Source organism: Polaromonas sp. (genome assembly GCF_030680935.1).
GTDB lineage: Bacteria > Pseudomonadota > Gammaproteobacteria > Burkholderiales > Burkholderiaceae_C > Polaromonas.
The window spans coordinates 84,108-100,611 of record NZ_JAUXUP010000002.1; the positions used below are offsets into that span (position 1 = coordinate 84,108).

Here is a 16,504-nt window from a genome sequence, read left to right on the forward strand (position 1 = left end):
AAAGAACGGAAAGTATTGAGATATTAGCGGTGCTAATAAAACGCGCGGGTTGGACACCTTTTTGTAGTACTTTCAGGGCCGGTCCAGCAACTGGCTGGCGAGTTCCTGCTCAAAAGCCTGATTCACCGACTGACGCACCACCATTTCAATTTCGTCCCGCAGGCTGGGGGCCAGTGCCTGGGTGTGCTCCAGTACCAGGCGCCCTACGGTCTCGCGCAACAGCCGCTCCAGCGTCAAATCCACACGCTGCATCACGCGGTGCACCATTTGCTCCTGCAGGCGCAAAAGATCATGCGCTGGCCGCTCCGGCGCTTCACTCGCCACTTCCCCGGCAGGCGTCTGCGCAGGCCTGACCACCTCGGTCAGGGTGGGCACAAAACGCGGCGGCGGCGAAGATCGGGTCATGCGCTGGCCAGGTCGTGCCGCTTCATGGCATAACCACGGTCGGTATAGTGTTTCCAACGACTGCGAGCTGCGGCCCGGTCAGCGTCGGCGACGGTGACCAGTTCGATAAACCGCTCAAACCGTTCAAAACCCGGCGGTACGCCCTGCCCCAGGTTAACCAGCACCTCGTGGTGCGGGCAGTCCGCCAGCGTGGAGGCCAGCAGTACCGGGCTTGCCGCCAGCGTGGCGACCGGCGCACTCTGGCGACAATGCGGTACAAACTCAAGCGCAGAAAAGGTCCAGAGCATGAGGTCCAGGCGCTCCAGGGTATCCGGCTCGGCGGTGACTATCACCCGCGCCCCGCTTCCCCAGGCCTTGCGCAGCAGCCGGCAACCGTAGGCCAGTTTGTCCGGCACATTGAAATGGAAAGCGACTTCGGTCATGCGCGTGATCTGGGCTTCGCTTTGGCACTGCGGGATGCGGTTGACGCTTTGCGGACGGCCTTGACCGGCTGTACCTGAGCCAGCAGAAAGTCCACCAGCAAGGGCACCGGGCGACCGGTAGCGCCCTTGGCCGCGCCGCTTTTCCAGGCCGTGCCGGCAATATCCAGGTGCGCCCAGGCGAACTTGCCGGCAAAACGCTGCAGAAACTTGGCGGCCGTGATAGCGCCGCCGGCACGGCCGGCCACATTGGCAACGTCGGCAAAATGGGTCTTCAGGCCGTCGGCGTATTCGTCGTCAAGTGGCATGCGCCAGCACAAATCCAGCGAGCTGTCGCCCGCCGCTGCCAGCGACTGGGCCAGCGCATCATTACTGGAAAACAGGCCGCTGCGCACACCACCCAGCGCGATCACGCAGGCGCCAGTCAGGGTGGCAATGTCCACCACGGCCCGCGGCTTGAAACGCTCCGCATAAGTCAACGCATCGCACAGCACCAGCCTGCCCTCGGCGTCGGTGTTGAGGATTTCGATGGTTTGCCCGCTCATGCTGGTCACCACGTCACCGGGCTTGATGGCCCGGCCGTCGGGCATGTTCTCGCAGGCGGGAATCAAGCCCACCACATTAAGCGCCGGCTGCAGTTCGGCCAGCGCCCGGAAGGTGCCGAGCACGCTGGCCGCTCCCCCCATGTCGTATTTCATTTCGTCCATTTCCGCAGCAGGCTTGATCGAGATGCCGCCGGTGTCAAAAGTGATGCCTTTGCCGATCAGCACAACCGGCGCCTCTGCCTTGGCGCCACCGTCATAACGCAGCACGATAAAGCGCAACGGCTGCTCCGACCCCTGCGCCACGGCCATGAACGAGCCCATGCCAAGTTTGGCGACCTCTTTGGGGCCGAGCACTTCCACCCGGAGCCGGGGCAGCTTGCCAAGTTCTTTTGCGGCCTGCGCCAGCAGGGTGGGCGTCGCGTGGTTGGCCGGGCGATTCGCCCACTCGCGGGTCAGGGCCAGCCCTTTGCACAGCCCCACCGCCTTGTCAAAACCGGGTTTGCTGGCCGCAAGCGCCGAAACCCCCACAACCACCCGTTGCAGTTTTTGTTCTGCCGGCTTCGACTTGGTGGTGCTGTAGGTATAACCGGCATCCGCGCAGGCCACGACGGCAGCGCGAACGATTTGCGGGCCCGGCGTGGGCAAGGCCAGCAGGCTGAGCAGCACACGCCGCACATTGGTGGTTTTCAGGGCTGCCATGGCTGCCTGGACGGCGGTACGGACACTCTTTTGGCTGCCGTCCCCAGCACCGGCCAGAAGCACCCGGGTGGCCGTGATGCCCGGCGCCCGGTAGGCACTGAGAAGCTTGCCGGCCTTGCTTTCAAAATCGCCCGCCTTGATAGCCATCGCAGCCATCACGGAGACCGGGTCGCTGCCGGTAACCGCGTCACCAGCTACCAGAACGATCAGGGCATCGCATTTTTCGGCACATAAACGGGCGGGGGTCAGGGGTTTGAGTTCAAAGTCCATAATCAGGGGTTGGGTGTTTCAAGCGATGTTGCAGGCGCGGTAGTACGGTCAGTTGTCAGGCCAAGAAGGCAAAGTTTCAGCCAATGTTATTCCAATCTTCGATCCGCAAAGAGCTGGCCCGCAGTTTCGGGGCGACCCTAGTGGTTTTGCTGACCATTGTGATCACCATCATCCTGATCCGCACACTCGGGCAGGCATCGCGCGGCAGCGTCAACCCGCAGGACGTGATGATGGTCATGGGTTACTCGGCCCTCGGGCGCCTGCCCATCATCCTGACGCTATCGCTGTTTGTGGCCATGGTCAGCACCTTGTCGCGCATGTACCGCGACAGCGAAATGGTGGTCTGGTTTGTCAGTGGTCGTGGCATCGGATTTTTTCTGGTGCCCATGTTCCGGTTTGCCTGGCCGGTGCTGCTGGTCATCACGCTGATGTCGCTTTTTGTCTGGCCCTGGTCCAACCAGCAGGCCCAGGAGATGAAAGACCGCTACGAACAGCGGGGCGACCTGGACCGTATTGCCCCCGGCCAGTTTCAGGAGTCATCCAGCGGCAACCGGGTGTTCTTCATTGACCGCGACACCACCGGCGGAAAAGCCAGCAACAATGTGTTTATTGCCTCCACCGAAAAAGGCAAAAATTCGGTGACCACCGCCAGTTCGGGGCGCATCGAAAATGTCGGGAATTCCCAGTTGCTGCTGCTGGACAACGGCCAGCGGCTCGAAAGCGAGATCGGCAAGTCGGCACTGAAGATCACCGAGTTCGGGGAATACGGCAGCAGGGCCGGAGACAGTACCCTCCTGACCGGGGCCTACGTTCCGGAACGGTCGAAATCGACGCGCGAGTTGCTGCGCCAACCCACCCGGGGCAACCAGGGTGAATTGGCCTGGCGCCTTGGCATGGCACTGGCGGCCATCAACTTTGTGGTGATTGCGCTGGCACTGGCCAGCGTCAACCCGCGCGCAGGACGCAGCGGCAACCTGATATTTGTGTTGTTTACTTTTGTGGTTTATCACAACCTGCTGAATCTGGGCCAGAGCTGGATCAGGGTGGGCGCAGCCAACCTGGGTGGCTTTCTGGTGGCGCTACATGGTGGCGCCCTGCTGGTGGCAGTGATCTGGCTGTCCAAGCGACACCTGAACTGGACGCTCAAGTCAGCCCTGAGTCGCCAACGCCGGGTGCAGAGCGCGCACGGGCTCGCCGGGACAGGCGCATGAAAACCATTCGGCGTCTGATTTACGGTGAGGTACTCGCATCCATCGCCTTTGTAGCGGTTGGTTTTCTGGCACTGTTTTTCTTTTTTGACCTGGTCGATGAGCTGCAATACCTCGGGAAAAACGCTGCCGGGGCGGTCAGCGATGACGCCAACACCTATCAGATCAGGCATGCGTTGGCGTATGTGGCGCTGCTGATTCCCAGCCATCTGTACGAGTTGGTGCCGATTTCGGTACTGATCGGGACTATTTTCGTGATGGCCCGGCTGGCACAAAGTTCCGAATACACCATTTTGCGTACGAGCGGACTGGAACCCTGGGGCGCCCTGCGGCTGCTCCTGACCTTGGGCGCATTTTTTGTGGTGCTGTGTTTTGCGGTGGGCGACTACCTGGCCCCGGCTGCCGACCGTACCGCACAGCTGCTCAAGGCACGGTACCAGGGCCGCATCACCATCGGGCAGACGGGCGCCTGGCTCAAGGAAAAGCAGGCTTACAACAGCTATGTTGTCAACGTGCGAGCCCTTTCATCTGACAACGAGATGCAGGGCGTTCGCGTATTTGAGTTCGACAACAAGGGCCTGTTGACGTCCATCACCCAATCCCCGCTGGCCCGGTTCGGGAAAGACGACTCCTGGCAACTGCAGGGCGGCACCCGCACCGACTTCGCCGTGCGCTCGGCGCCCGCCAGCGCCAACGCAGCCGACGCAGGCCGCGACTCGGCCAAAATCAGCATCAACCCGATCACCAGCTTTCGCTGGCCCACTGAAATCAGCGCGGAAATGGTATCTGTAGCGGTACTCAAACCGGAGCGCATGGGCACCCTGGACCTGTTCAATTACGTGCGCCACCTCAATGCCAACGGGCAAAGCGCCCAGCGGTATGAAATTGAGTTCTGGAAAAAGGTGTTTTACCCGCTGAGCTGCCTGGTGATGGTGGTGTTGGCCCTGCCCTTTGCCTACCTGCACTTTCGCAGTGGCGGCATCGCCGGCTATGTATTTGGCGGCGTGATGATCGGCATCAGTTTTTTCCTGCTGAACAATGTGTTTGGCTATATCGGCAATTTGCAGAGCTGGCAGCCTTGGCTGGCGGCGGCGGCGCCTGGCCTGCTGTACATGGCCATCTCTCTGGGCGCCTTCGGCTGGCTGGTGCTGCGGCGTTGACGATGCAACAAGGCGTCATTCTTTTTGCCCACGGCTCGCGCGATCCCCAGTGGCGCCTGCCCATAGAAGCGGTCGCCGCAGCCATTCGCGCGCGCGACGCCGACGCCCTGGTCAACTGCGCCTACCTGGAGTTGTGCACCCCTGACCTGTCCCAGGCCGCTACCGAATTGATAGCTGCTGGCGCTGGTCGGATAAAGATATTTCCGCTTTTTCTCGGTGTTGGCAAACACGCACGAGAAGATCTGCCTGTGCTGGTGGCAGAACTGCGCGCGCTGCACCCGGCGCTGGTGGTCGAACTGCTGCCGACCGCAGGTGAGCACCCCGACATGACCGCCCTCATGGCCGACATCGCCCTGTCCTGACGGGCCGGTGCTGGGCACATTGGGGCGCTGTTGAATGGATCTCTATAGTTCCAGCAGGCATAATGAAGCGAATAATTAGCCTGAATTACGCATGAATCTCCATCAATTCCGCTTTGTTCAGGAGGCGGTACGGCGCAACCTGAACCTGACCGAAACCGCGCGCGCGCTGCACACCTCCCAGCCGGGTGTTTCCAAAGCCATCATTGAGCTGGAAGAAGAACTGGGCGTGGAAATTTTTGCGCGCCACGGCAAGCGTCTCAAGCGCGTGACCGAGCCGGGCGAACATGTGCTCAAAAGCATAGACCTGATCATGCGTGAAGTCGGCAACCTGCGACGCATCGGCGAGCAATTCTCGGCTCAGGACAGCGGCACACTGTCCATCGCCACCACGCACACGCAGGCCAGGTATGTACTGCCGCAACCGGTGGCCAGGCTGCGCGAGGCCTTTCCCAAGGTCAATGTCAGCCTGCACCAGGGCTCACCCGACCAGGTCGCCCGCATGCTGATCGACGAGGTGGCCGAAATCGGCATCGCCACGGAATCACTGGCGCGCTACGAAGAACTCGTCACCCTGCCCTGTTATGAGTGGCAACACATGCTGGTCTTGCCGCTGGACCACCCGCTGGCGAAACAGGACAACATCACGCTGGAGGATCTTGCTGAACAGCCGCTGATCACCTACCACCCGTCGTTTACCGGCCGCACCAAGGTCGACCTGGCCTTTGCCGCCAAACACCTGCATCCGCGCATCGCCCTGGAGGCCATTGACTCCGATGTGATCAAGACCTATGTGCGCCTGGGCCTCGGGGTGGGCATCGTGGCGGAAATGGCGCTCAGGGACGACGGCACCAACGCAGACTTGATTGCCCTGCCGGCCGGTCACCTGTTTGGCGTGAATGTAGCGCGCGTGGCCTTCAAGCGCAGCGCCTATCTGCGCAACTTCGTGTACAAATTTGCCGAGCTGCTCAACGACAAACTCAGCCGCAGCCAGATCACCCGCGCCATGAGCAGCCGCCATGGCGATTTTGAACTGTGACCAACATGACCACCGAGACACCTGCTGCGCCTGTCAGCGCGCGAACCCCCACACTTCAGACCAAGTTGCCAGCGGTCGGGACCACCATCTTTACCGTGATGTCGGCCCTGGCTGCAGAACACAATGCGGTCAACCTGGGCCAGGGGTTTCCGGACTTCGAGTGCGACCCCGCGCTGGTAGCCGCTGTGACCGATGCCATGACCCGCGGCCTGAACCAATACCCACCCATGACCGGTGTTCCGGTGCTGCGCCAGGCGGTGGCCGACAAGTTGCTCAAGCTGCACGGCCGCAGCTACGACGCCAACTCCGAGATCACCATCACCGCCGGGGCCACCCAGGCCATCATCACTGCGATTCTGGCGGTGGTGCACGCCGGCGATGAGGTCATCGTGCTGGAGCCCTGCTACGACAGTTATGTACCGAATATCGAGCTGGCCGGCGGCGTGGCAGTGCGTGTACCTTTGACGCCCGGCAGTTTCAGGCCCGACTTCGATCTGATTGCCGGTGCCATCACCGCAAAAACCCGCGCCATCATCATCAATTCGCCGCACAACCCGAGCGCCACCGCCTGGACCCACTCGGACATGCTGCGCCTGCAGGAAATTCTGGCACCCACCGATGTACTGCTGGTCAGCGACGAGGTTTACGAGCACATGGTGTTTGATGCTGAGCAGGGCCGCCAGCACGAAAGCGCCGCGCGGTTCCCGGGCCTGGCGGCGCGCGCTTTCATCGTCAGCAGCTTTGGCAAGACTTACCACGTTACCGGCTGGAAAGTCGGCTATGTTGCCGCGCCCGCCGCCCTGACGGCCGAATTCCGCAAGGTGCACCAGTTCAACGTCTTCACGGTCAACACACCGGTGCAGCACGGCCTGGCCGCCTATATGGCCGATGCCAGCCCCTACCTCGGCCTGCCGGCTTTCTACCAGCGCAAGCGCGACCTGTTCCGCGCCGGCCTGGCCGGCACCCGCTTCAAACTGATGCCCAGCGAAGGCAGTTATTTCCAGTGCGTCGATATCTCCGGGGTCAGCGACTTGAACGAAGCCGACTTCTGCAAATGGCTAACCACCGAGATCGGTGTTGCCGCGATCCCGCTATCGGCGTTTTATGGACATGGCTTTGACCAGCGTGTGGTGCGCTTTTGTTTTGCAAAGAAGGACGAGACGCTGAATCTCGCGCTGGAGCGTCTGTCCCGGCTGTAGTTGCTATAAAATCAGTAGCTAATTGTGCACAACCCACAAGGGCTGCAGGCGGATTTAACGCACGCCCATCCACATGTGCCGATGGCTTCATCAAGGATGCATGATGAAAATCCTGGGGGTTTCGGCTTTGTTGGCGCTGGTGGCGGCCCTCTTTGTCTTTTTGGCCGGACAGATGGGCCTGCTCAGCGGGACGCCACCTCAAGATCTGGGCGTTCACAAGGGGCGCCTCAAGCCACCGGCCCTGACGCCCAACAGCGTCTCCAGCCAGGCCGCGCTGTATCCCGACCACCCGCAACGCGCTTATGCCGATGTCCGGCCCATCGCCTACACCGGTGATCCCCGGCAGGCCATGACCCGGCTGATCGCCTTGCTGGAGAAAACGCCGGGCTGCGTGCTGGTGACTCGCGAACCCGCTTACCTTTACACCCAGTGCAGCACCCGCCGGCTGAAATTCACCGACGATGTGGAGTTCCTGCTCGACCCGGCGGCCAGCGTGATTCACGTCCGGTCGGCCAGCCGGCTCGGATCCGGCGACATGGGTTTCAACCGCTCACGCGTGGAGGACCTGCGCGCCCGTTTCGTACTGCGGGTGGCGGCCTCCGCCGCCAAACAGGATCAATAGCTGTCCCCAAGCCTTTATGGGCTTGGCGCTGCATCCGGCATGGCGTCTGGCAGTTGCGTCGCCCGCGGTCTGTGGTGCCGGGCAAAAAACGTCCACAGCATCAATGAAGCATCAGGCCCCTCGGGTGCGCTGAAAGCCAGTTGGCCAGCGCCGCCGCTCCAGGCATGGCCCAGCCCGGCAATCTCGCAGCAGACCAGCTGCGGCTTGCGGCCTGCATAAACGCTGGCGCTGGTGTAGGCATGGCGCGGGCGCCGGCCACCGCTGCGGCCCGGGTAGCTGCGCAGCACCGGCAGGGCACTGCCAAGCAGTGGCGCATTCAGGACTTTGAGCTGGTCAAACAGCTGCGCCGCATTGATGCGCCTGACCACCGCGTCGCGGTCGCCATGCAAAATAATCGCCGGCATGCCGGGAAACTGCGGCTGCGAATGGGCCACCGCGTGGGCCGCAGCGATGTGCGCCAGCCGGGTGCCGTGCTGCATGGCGCGGTATGCACTGACAGGCGAATCGGCGGTACCAAAGACCGGCGCCGAATGAATGCCCAGCGCTGCAATATGTTCCGGATGATGCAGGGCCACCAGGGTGGCCAGCGCAGCACCCGCCGACAGGCCCGCAATGTAGCTGCGGCTGCGGTCCAGCGCGTGTTTGCGCTGCACATGGGCAATCAGCCCGGCCACCCGCTGCACATCCCCGCCGCCCTGTTGCGTCTGACGCTTGTACCAGTGCCAGCAGCGGTGCGAATCGGCGTCGCCCGATTGCTGCGGGTACAGCACCGCGAAACCTTTGCGCTCGGCCAGCTGGTTCATGCGGGTGGACGCCGCAAAATCGGTAGGGCTCTGCTGACAGCCGTGCAGCATGACCACCAGCGGCAGTGGCGACTGGCCTGCACTGGCGGGCAGGTACAGCCAGTAGGCCATGCGCGCCGGCGCGAGCTCTCCGGCGTCGGACGCTGAAAACCAGGCTTTTTGCCAGCTGCCCGGCACCTCGGGCAGCGCGCGCGGCTTGCGCACGCTTGTTGCCACTTTGGATGACTTGATGCGCCTGGCGACTTGCGCCGCCGGTGCGCGCACGGGTTTGGGCACCAGGCTTTGCAGCAGCCTGCGGCCTTGTGCCTGCTGGGCCCGGCCCATGCGGCGAACACTTTTGAGCCAGAGGCTGCTCAGGCTTTTGGCCATAAGGACTCGGCAGGGTCAGAGAAGCCCGAATTAATAAGCATGCATCCATTTTGCTGCATTGCAGCAAAAGCGCCAACGGCCACGACGCAAATGCTTGTGGGCTTTTGCGCCGCGTGTTTGTCAGGGCCTTGACGAAGCTCAGGCTGGGCTGGCGGGCGCCTTGATACGATGGGCGTATTGATGCCGCCTGCGGCCTTGTTTTTGAGCGCTATTCCACAATCTCCCTGCCATGCCAGACTTTTTGACCGCCGCCCTCTACAAGTTTGTCGACCTGCCCGACTTTGCAGCGTTGCGGGCACCCCTACAGGCTTATTGCGAGTCCAAAGATGTACGCGGCACCTTGCTGCTGGCTGAAGAAGGCATCAACGGCACCATCGCCGGCCCCGCCGAAGGAGTACACGCCGTGTTGGCCCATTTGCGCAGCGACCCGCGGCTGGCCGCGCTGACGCACAAAGAGTCCTGGTCGCAAAAGTTGCCGTTTTACCGCATGAAGGTGCGCCTCAAGCGCGAGATCGTCACGCTGGGCGTGCCCGGCATCAACCCCAACCAGATGGCCGGCCAGTACGTGAAACCGCAGGACTGGAATACGCTGATTGCCGACCCCGAGGTGGTGCTGGTGGACACGCGCAACGCGTATGAAGTCGGTATCGGCACCTTTGCAGGCGCGGTGGACCCGCACACCAGCAGCTTCTCGGAGTTACCGGCATGGGTCCAAGCGCAGTCGGCCCCGGGTGGCCTGCTGGCCGAAAAAGACGGCAAAAAACCCAGGGTGGCGATGTTTTGCACGGGAGGCATACGCTGCGAGAAGTCCACCGCCTTCATGCGCACCCAAGGTTTTGAGGAGGTCTACCACCTGGAGGGCGGCATTCTCAAATACCTGGAAACCGTGCCCGAATCCGAAAGCCGCTGGCAGGGTGAGTGTTTTGTGTTTGATGAGCGTGTGTCGGTGGTGCATGGCCTGGCCACCGGCCACTACGATCTGTGCCGCGCCTGCCGTGATCCAATCAGCGCCGCAGACAAGACGTCCCCCCTGTACGTGGCGGGCGTGAGTTGCCCAGGCTGCCATGACAAGAAAACCGAAGAGCAAAAGCGCGGCTTCATCGAACGCCAGCGCCAGGTGGACTACGCCAATCGGCGCCGCCAGCCGCACATAGGCGCAAAACTACCGTCGTCGGCCAGCGCCGGTGCAGAAGAAAACGATTGATGGGCACCCTGCCCGTCCTGTATTCGTTTCGCCGATGCCCCTACGCCATGCGTGCGCGGCTGGCGCTGGCCGTCAGCGGGCAGGCCCACGAGTTGCGCGAAGTGGTTTTGAAGAACAAGCCCGCCGCCTTGCTGGTAGCTTCACCCAAGGGTACGGTCCCGGTGATGGTATTACCGGGCGGCAAGGTGTTGGACGAAAGCCTGGAAATCATGCACTGGGCCCTGGCCCGGCACGACCCGGCCCAGTGGCTGACGCCGCCGGGCGGCTCGCGTGAAGAAATCGATGCGCTCATCGCCGCCAACGATGGTGCCTTCAAGCAGCAGCTGGACCGCTACAAATACCCGAATCGCTATCCGCAGGAGCCCAGGGGCGACCCGATTGGCTGTGCGCTGAAGCAGAGGGACGACGCATCATCCTGGCTGATGCAGCTCGATGCGCGCCTGGATCATGGGTGGCTACTGGGCGCCAACGCCAGCCTGGCCGACATGGCCCTGCTGCCTTTTGTGCGGCAATTCGCACATACCGACCCGGTCTGGTTTGCCGCGCAGCCCTGGCCCCGTCTACAGCGCTGGCTGGCGACATTCGAAGCGAGTGCGCTGTATGAGGGTGTCATGCACAAACAGGCGCCATGGCAATGACAAGCCCTCAGTGAACCTCTTTGGCGTGGTTGATCGAGTACTTGGGAATCTCGACGGTCACATCGCTTTGGGCGAGAAAAGCCTGGCAGCTCAGCCGTGAATTGGGCTCCAGGCCCCAGGCCCGGTCCAGCAGGTCTTCTTCGTTTTCATCAATCTCATTGAGCGACTGCAGCCCCTGGCGCACGATGACGTGGCAGGTGGTGCAGGCGCAGCTCATGTCGCAGGCGTGCTCGATGTTGATGTTGTTGTCGAGCAGCGCCTCACAGATCGATGTACCGGCAGGCGCGCTGACTTCGGCGCCCTCCGGGCAGTATTCTGGATGAGGCAGTATCTTGATGATGGGCATGGGGTTGCGGTGCTTCAGACCGTCGCTATGTTTTTGCCGGCCAGGGCCTGGCGGATACCGCGGTTCATGCGCTGCGCGGCGAAGTTTTCTGTTCCATCGGCCAGGGTTTTGATGGCGGCCTCAATGTCTGCCGCAGCACCCTGCTGCAAGGTCTGCTGCAACACGGCCATGAGATCGTGCACCTGCGCCTGCTCCTGCACGGTCAGCAAGTCGGCATCGGCCGCCAATGCGTTGCTCGTGGCCAGCAACATGCGGTCGGCATCCACCCGGGCCTCAGCCAGTGCGCGCGCCTGCATGTCCTGCTGCGCGGTTGAAAAACTTTCCTGCAGCATGCGGGCGATGTCTTCATCGGACAAACCGTACGAAGGCTTCACATCGATGCTGGCTTCTACCCCGCTGCCCTGCTCTTTGGCGCTGACGCTGAGCAGCCCGTCGGCATCGACGGTGAAGGTCACACGGATGCGCGCCGCGCCTGCCACCATGGCGGGAATGCCGCGCAGCTCAAACCGCGCCAGACTGCGGCAATCGGCCACCAGATCACGCTCGCCCTGCACCACGTGCAGGGCGAGCGCGGTCTGGCCGTCCTGGTAGGTGGTGAAGTCCTGCGCCATGGCGGTCGGAATGGTCTGGTTGCGCGGAACGATACGCTCGACCAGACCGCCCATGGTTTCAATCCCCAGCGACAGCGGTATCACGTCCAGCAACAGCAGATCGTTGCCTGTGCTGTTGCCGGCCAGCTGGTGAGCAGAGATGGCCGCGCCCAGCGCCACCACTTCATCGGGGTTCAGATTGGTCAGCGGCTCCCGGCCAAACAGGCCCGCCACCGCCCTGCGCACCTGCGGCATACGGGTGGATCCGCCTACCAGTACCACGCCCTGCACGTCGCCCTTGCCAAGTTTTGCATCGCGCAAGGCTTTCCGTACAGCCGTCAGCGTGCGCTGGGTCAAACCGGCGGTGGCGGCCTCAAAATCTGCCGCCTTCATGTCAAATTGAATGTTGGCCCTTGCCAGCCGTGCGGAAAATGCTACTGAATCAATAGCAGAAAGTGCCTCCTTGCAGGCCCTGGCGGCTTGCAGCAGCGCCGCCCGGTCTCCGGCAGTCAGGGTGTCGGCCGCCAGCCCGGCTTTGGCCAGTACCCAATCGGCCAGCGCATGGTCGTAATCATCGCCGCCGAGGGCGGAGTCTCCGCCGGTTGCCACCACTTCGAACACACCCTGGCTCAATCGCAGTATGGAAATATCAAAGGTGCCGCCACCCAGGTCATAAATGGCATAAACGCCTTCGCTGGCATTGTCCAGGCCGTAGGCAATCGCCGCCGCTGTGGGTTCGTTGATCAGGCGAAGCACATTGATCCCGGCCAGTTGGGCCGCGTCCTTGGTGGCCTGGCGCTGGGCATCGTCAAAATACGCGGGCACTGTGATGACCGCACCGAAGATGTCATCGTCAAACGTGTCTTCTGCCCGGTAACGCAAGGTGGCAAGAATCTCGGCACTGACCTCGACCGGGCTTTTTTCACCTGCAACGGTCTGAAGCGTCACCATGCCGGGCTTGTCGATCAACTCGTAAGGCAACCGCGCGCGGTTGCCAATGTCTTCGATGTTGCGGCCCATCAGTCGTTTGACAGAAGCAATGGTGTTTTTCGGGTCTTGTACCTGTGCGGACAGCGCATCAAAGCCGATTTGCCGGCCATCGGTCCCCTTGTCGTCAAGCCTGTAACGAACCACGCTGGGAAGCAACACGCGACCTTGCGCGTCTGGCAGGCATTCGGCGATGCCGTTGCGCACACTGGCCACCAGCGAGTGTGTGGTGCCCAGGTCAATGCCCACGGCGATCCGCCGCTGGTGCGGATCGGGTGTTTGACCGGGCTCGGATATTTGCAGTAAAGCCATGGATGTTGGAAATTTCGACTGAATTTTTCTGAATACTTATTGTCCCAGCGAGTCGATACGCGCATCGACCTCGCTGCCAAAACGCTCGATGAACATAAGGGCTCTCACCTGGTTCGCTGCCGCCGCAAAGTCCTTCGCACCATCCACCAGTTGCTCTATTTTTGATAGCTGCTCACATTTACTGGACAAGGCCTGTGCCGCTATTTCTTCCATGTCTTCAAGGCTGACGGCATCTTCCAGCGCTTCGCGCCACTGCATCTGCTGAATCAGGAAATCTGCGGGCATGGCCGTATTGCTTTCGGCCTCAATCGGCGCGCCGTGCATATCGCACAGATACACGGCACGCTTGAGCGGATTTTTCAGGCGCTGGTAAGCCTCGTTGATACGCACCGACCACTGCATGGCCAGCCGCTGCGCGGCGGCACCCTGGGCCGCAAACTTGTCGGGGTGTGCCTCGCGCTGCAATTCTTTCCAGCGCGCATCGAGCACAACGCTGTCCTGTGCAAACTGCACAGGCACGTCAAACAGTTCGAAGTCGTTGGATTGGAGACTTGGCACGGGAAACTGGTTTTCGGGATGGGAAGCGTAGCGAGCGGGCGTCAGCGAGGAGTGGCCAGCGCGGAGCAACCGGAACGTACTGTGGGTACGTGAGGATTGCGAGCACTGCCCGCGCCTCGATCACGCCCGTGCAGTAGCTTCACACCCGAAAAGACTCGCCGCACCCACAACGGTCGCGCTCATTCGGATTGATGAACCTGAAGCCTTCGTTCAGCCCCTCGCGCACAAAGTCCAGCTGCGTACCGTCGATATAGGCCATGCTTTTCGGGTCGACCAGCACTTTCACACCGTTGTCTTCGAACACCACATCTTCAGGCGCAATCTCATCCGCGTATTCAAGCTTGTAAGCCAGGCCGGAGCAACCGGTGGTTTTGACGCCCAGACGCACACCCACGCCCTTGCCGCGCTTGGTCATGTAGCGGGTGACGTGCCGTGCTGCGGCGTCGGTGAGGGTAACGGACATGATTTTCCGGGTCGCTTGAAAAAGTTTAGTGGGCGTGCTTGAGCTTGTAGTCGCTGACGGCGGCCTTGATCGCGTCTTCCGCCAGGATGGAGCAGTGAATCTTCACGGGCGGCAGAGCCAACTCTTCGGCAATCGCGCTGTTCTTGATGCTGGCCGCCTCGTCAAGCGTCTTGCCCTTGACCCATTCGGTCACAAGTGAACTGGACGCAATTGCCGAGCCGCAGCCATAGGTCTTGAAACGTGCGTCTTCAATCACACCGGTCAGCGGATTGACCTTGATCTGCAGCTTCATCACATCGCCGCAAGCAGGCGCGCCGACCATGCCGGTACCTACCGTGTCATCGCCTTTTTCAAACGAGCCGACGTTGCGGGGGTTTTCGTAGTGGTCTACCACTTTTTCGCTGTATGCCATTTTGTTTACCTCTTCAAAGCTGTCTGATGGTTTCGGGTCGGGCTCAATGAGCGGCCCATTGAATGGTGGACAGATCGACACCATCCTTGAACATTTCCCACAGTGGCGACAGGTCACGCAGCTTGGCCACGTTTTCCTTGATCGTCGCCACCGCGTAATCGATTTCTTCTTCGGTACTCCAGCGGCCAATCGTCATGCGCAAGCTGCTGTGCGCCAGTTCGTCGCTGCGGCCCAGCGCGCGCAGCACATAGCTGGGCTCGAGACTGGCCGAGGTGCAGGCCGACCCGCTGGAGACCGCCAGACCCTTGATGCCCATGATGAGCGACTCACCCTCAACATAATTGAAGCTCATGTTCAGGTTGTGCGGCACACGTTTGTCGGCATGGCCGTTTAAAAAAACCTCTTCCACGTCTTTCAGGCCAGCCAGCATGCGCTCATGCAGGGCACGGATGCGCTTGTTTTCTTCGTGCATCTCCAGCTTGGCAATGCGGTAGGCCTCACCCATGCCGACACACTGGTGTGTTGGCAGGGTGCCGGAGCGCATGCCGCGTTCATGCCCGCCACCGTGCATTTGTGCCTCCAGGCGCACGCGAGGCTTGCGGCGCACGTACAGGGCACCTATGCCTTTGGGGCCGTAGGTCTTGTGCGAGGTCAGGCTCATCAAATCGACTGGCAAGGTCGCCAGATCAATGTCCACCCGCCCGGTCGCCTGCGCCGCATCCACATGGAAGATCACGCCCTTTTCGCGGCACAGCGCGCCTATGGCCGCGATATCCTGGATAACGCCGATTTCATTGTTGACGTACATCACGCTCACAAGGATCGTGTCGGGGCGAAGGGCCGCTTTCAGCACCTCGATGTCCAGCAAGCCATCGTCCTGTACGTCAAGGTAAGTCACTTCAAAACCCTGGCGCTCCAGTTCGCGGCAAGTGTCGAGCACGGCCTTGTGCTCGGTCTTCACCGTGATCAGGTGCTTGCCGCGCGTTCTGTAAAAATGCGCCGCGCCCTTGATGGCGAGGTTGTTCGATTCGGTGGCACCGCTGGTCCAGACAATTTCGCGCGGGTCCGCGCCTATCAGTTCGGCCACCTGTTCACGCGCCTTTTCGACGGCGGCTTCCGCCTCCCAGCCCCAGGCGTGGCTGCGCGAAGCAGGGTTGCCGAAATGCTCGCGCAACCAGGGGATCATGGCATCCACCACCCGCGGATCGCAGGGATTCGTGGCGCTGTAGTCCATGTAAATGGGAAAGTGTGGAGTTTCCATGTAGCTGGCTTTTTAGTTCACGGCTGGCTTGCAGCATCAAAAAATGGGCGTCAGCCTCCGGCAGTCATGCCCGACAAGGCGCCCTCAACAATCAGGATTTGGAGAACGCGTTGCCCAAGGCAAAAACCGAATTGGGCGCATTGACGCGCATCGGTTTTGGCAGCGGCGCAGTGAAGATAGCCTTCTTTACCATGGGCGTATTCTCAACCACCACCCCCTTGGCTAGTTGGTCGTCGACCAGCTTTTGCAGGGTCACGGAATCAAGAAACTCCACCATGCGGCTGTTCAGCGATGCCCACAGCTCATGTGTCATGCAGCGGCCACCGTCACCGAGGCAGTTTTCCTTCCCACCACACTGGGTGGAATCAATCGGCTCGTCCACCGACACAATGATATCGGCCACGGTGATTTCGGCGGCCTTGCGGCCCAACGTGTAACCGCCGCCCGGGCCACGGGTCGATTCGACCAGCTCATGGCGACGCAGCTTGCCGAACAATTGCTCGAGATAAGACAGGGAGATCTGCTGGCGCTGACTGATCGCAGCCAGCGTAACGGGGCCGTTGTTCTGGCGCAGGGCCAGGTCAATCATCGCGGTGACCGCAAAGCGGCCTTTGGTCGTGAGGCGCATTTTCAAGC

At 61.5% G+C, this 16,504-nt stretch carries 19 protein-coding genes; 8 read left to right on the top strand and 11 right to left on the bottom strand.

The window, feature by feature from the left end; all coding sequences use genetic code 11:
- Nucleotides 1-72: 72 nt before the first annotated feature.
- From Q8L50_RS00530 to Q8L50_RS00540, 3 genes are read right to left on the bottom strand one after another with little or no spacing between them, the layout of a single operon-like run.
- The gene (locus Q8L50_RS00530) at nucleotides 73-405 is read right to left on the bottom strand and encodes a hypothetical protein (RefSeq protein ID WP_305346690.1); all 333 of its coding nucleotides are present in this window, start codon (nucleotides 403-405) and stop codon (nucleotides 73-75) included.
- Nucleotides 402-827 carry a DNA polymerase III subunit chi gene (locus Q8L50_RS00535; protein ID WP_305346691.1) on the bottom strand — a complete coding sequence of 142 codons (426 nt, stop codon included), beginning with the start codon at nucleotides 825-827 and terminating at the stop codon, nucleotides 402-404. The genes Q8L50_RS00530 and Q8L50_RS00535 overlap by 4 nt, the downstream gene beginning before the upstream one ends.
- Complete coding sequence (locus Q8L50_RS00540) at nucleotides 824-2,338, bottom strand: leucyl aminopeptidase (RefSeq protein ID WP_305346692.1); 1,515 nt, start codon at nucleotides 2,336-2,338, stop codon at nucleotides 824-826. The genes Q8L50_RS00535 and Q8L50_RS00540 overlap by 4 nt, the downstream gene beginning before the upstream one ends.
- An 83-nt stretch (nucleotides 2,339-2,421) precedes the next feature.
- Here Q8L50_RS00540 and lptF point away from each other — a divergent pair, with 83 nt between their 5' ends.
- The 6 genes from lptF to Q8L50_RS00570 all read left to right on the top strand — a co-directional run bounded on the left by lptF (nucleotide 2,422) and on the right by Q8L50_RS00570 (nucleotide 7,925).
- Complete coding sequence (gene lptF / locus Q8L50_RS00545) at nucleotides 2,422-3,549, top strand: LPS export ABC transporter permease LptF (protein WP_305346693.1); 1,128 nt, start codon at nucleotides 2,422-2,424, stop codon at nucleotides 3,547-3,549.
- Complete coding sequence (gene lptG / locus Q8L50_RS00550; protein WP_305346694.1) at nucleotides 3,546-4,706, top strand: LPS export ABC transporter permease LptG; 1,161 nt, start codon at nucleotides 3,546-3,548, stop codon at nucleotides 4,704-4,706. Before lptF ends, lptG begins: the two co-directional genes overlap by 4 nt.
- Nucleotides 4,707-4,708: 2 nt before the next feature.
- Nucleotides 4,709-5,068, top strand: a complete 360-nt coding sequence (locus tag Q8L50_RS00555) for a sirohydrochlorin chelatase (RefSeq protein WP_305346695.1) — start codon at nucleotides 4,709-4,711, stop codon at nucleotides 5,066-5,068.
- Nucleotides 5,069-5,159: 91 nt separating this feature from the next.
- Nucleotides 5,160-6,104, top strand: a complete 945-nt coding sequence (locus tag Q8L50_RS00560; RefSeq protein ID WP_305346696.1) for a CysB family HTH-type transcriptional regulator — start codon at nucleotides 5,160-5,162, stop codon at nucleotides 6,102-6,104.
- A 5-nt stretch (nucleotides 6,105-6,109) separates the two neighbouring features.
- On the top strand, nucleotides 6,110-7,303 hold the full coding sequence (locus Q8L50_RS00565; RefSeq protein WP_305346697.1) for a pyridoxal phosphate-dependent aminotransferase: 1,194 nt from the start codon (nucleotides 6,110-6,112) through the stop codon (nucleotides 7,301-7,303).
- A 100-nt stretch (nucleotides 7,304-7,403) separates the two neighbouring features.
- Complete coding sequence (locus tag Q8L50_RS00570; protein WP_305346698.1) at nucleotides 7,404-7,925, top strand: DUF1499 domain-containing protein; 522 nt, start codon at nucleotides 7,404-7,406, stop codon at nucleotides 7,923-7,925.
- A 14-nt stretch (nucleotides 7,926-7,939) separates the two neighbouring features.
- Here Q8L50_RS00570 and Q8L50_RS00575 read toward each other — a convergent pair whose 3' ends face one another.
- Entirely contained in the window at nucleotides 7,940-9,097 is a 1,158-nt protein-coding gene (locus Q8L50_RS00575; protein WP_305346699.1) for a PHB depolymerase family esterase, read from the bottom strand.
- A 229-nt stretch (nucleotides 9,098-9,326) separates the two neighbouring features.
- Between Q8L50_RS00575 and Q8L50_RS00580 the strand changes: the two genes are divergently transcribed.
- Nucleotides 9,327-10,301, top strand: coding sequence for a rhodanese-related sulfurtransferase (locus tag Q8L50_RS00580; RefSeq protein ID WP_305346700.1), 975 nt, complete (start codon nucleotides 9,327-9,329; stop codon nucleotides 10,299-10,301).
- Nucleotides 10,301-10,939 carry a glutathione S-transferase gene (locus tag Q8L50_RS00585; RefSeq protein WP_305346701.1) on the top strand — a complete coding sequence of 213 codons (639 nt, stop codon included), beginning with the start codon at nucleotides 10,301-10,303 and terminating at the stop codon, nucleotides 10,937-10,939. Before Q8L50_RS00580 ends, Q8L50_RS00585 begins: the two co-directional genes overlap by 1 nt.
- A gap of 7 nt (nucleotides 10,940-10,946) precedes the next feature.
- On the opposite strand, the gene fdx is transcribed toward Q8L50_RS00585, so the two are convergent.
- The 7 genes from fdx to iscR form a co-directional block, all read right to left on the bottom strand.
- On the bottom strand, nucleotides 10,947-11,285 hold the full coding sequence (gene fdx, locus Q8L50_RS00590) for an ISC system 2Fe-2S type ferredoxin (RefSeq protein WP_305346702.1): 339 nt from the start codon (nucleotides 11,283-11,285) through the stop codon (nucleotides 10,947-10,949).
- 14 nt (nucleotides 11,286-11,299) lie between these two features.
- Nucleotides 11,300-13,174, bottom strand: coding sequence for a Fe-S protein assembly chaperone HscA (gene hscA, locus Q8L50_RS00595; RefSeq protein ID WP_305346703.1), 1,875 nt, complete (start codon nucleotides 13,172-13,174; stop codon nucleotides 11,300-11,302).
- A 36-nt stretch (nucleotides 13,175-13,210) separates the two neighbouring features.
- Nucleotides 13,211-13,732, bottom strand: a complete 522-nt coding sequence (hscB, locus tag Q8L50_RS00600; protein WP_305346704.1) for a Fe-S protein assembly co-chaperone HscB — start codon at nucleotides 13,730-13,732, stop codon at nucleotides 13,211-13,213.
- Nucleotides 13,733-13,871: 139 nt separating this feature from the next.
- Complete coding sequence (iscA, locus tag Q8L50_RS00605) at nucleotides 13,872-14,195, bottom strand: iron-sulfur cluster assembly protein IscA (RefSeq protein WP_305346705.1); 324 nt, start codon at nucleotides 14,193-14,195, stop codon at nucleotides 13,872-13,874.
- Between the two features lie 25 nt (nucleotides 14,196-14,220).
- Nucleotides 14,221-14,607 carry a Fe-S cluster assembly scaffold IscU gene (gene iscU, locus Q8L50_RS00610; RefSeq protein WP_293592264.1) on the bottom strand — a complete coding sequence of 129 codons (387 nt, stop codon included), beginning with the start codon at nucleotides 14,605-14,607 and terminating at the stop codon, nucleotides 14,221-14,223.
- A 43-nt stretch (nucleotides 14,608-14,650) separates the two neighbouring features.
- Nucleotides 14,651-15,868 carry an IscS subfamily cysteine desulfurase gene (locus Q8L50_RS00615; protein WP_305346706.1) on the bottom strand — a complete coding sequence of 406 codons (1,218 nt, stop codon included), beginning with the start codon at nucleotides 15,866-15,868 and terminating at the stop codon, nucleotides 14,651-14,653.
- Between the two features lie 91 nt (nucleotides 15,869-15,959).
- Nucleotides 15,960-16,496 (bottom strand): Fe-S cluster assembly transcriptional regulator IscR, encoded by a 537-nt coding sequence (gene iscR / locus Q8L50_RS00620; protein WP_305346707.1) that lies wholly within the window; start codon nucleotides 16,494-16,496, stop codon nucleotides 15,960-15,962.
- Nucleotides 16,497-16,504: the final 8 nt, after the last annotated feature.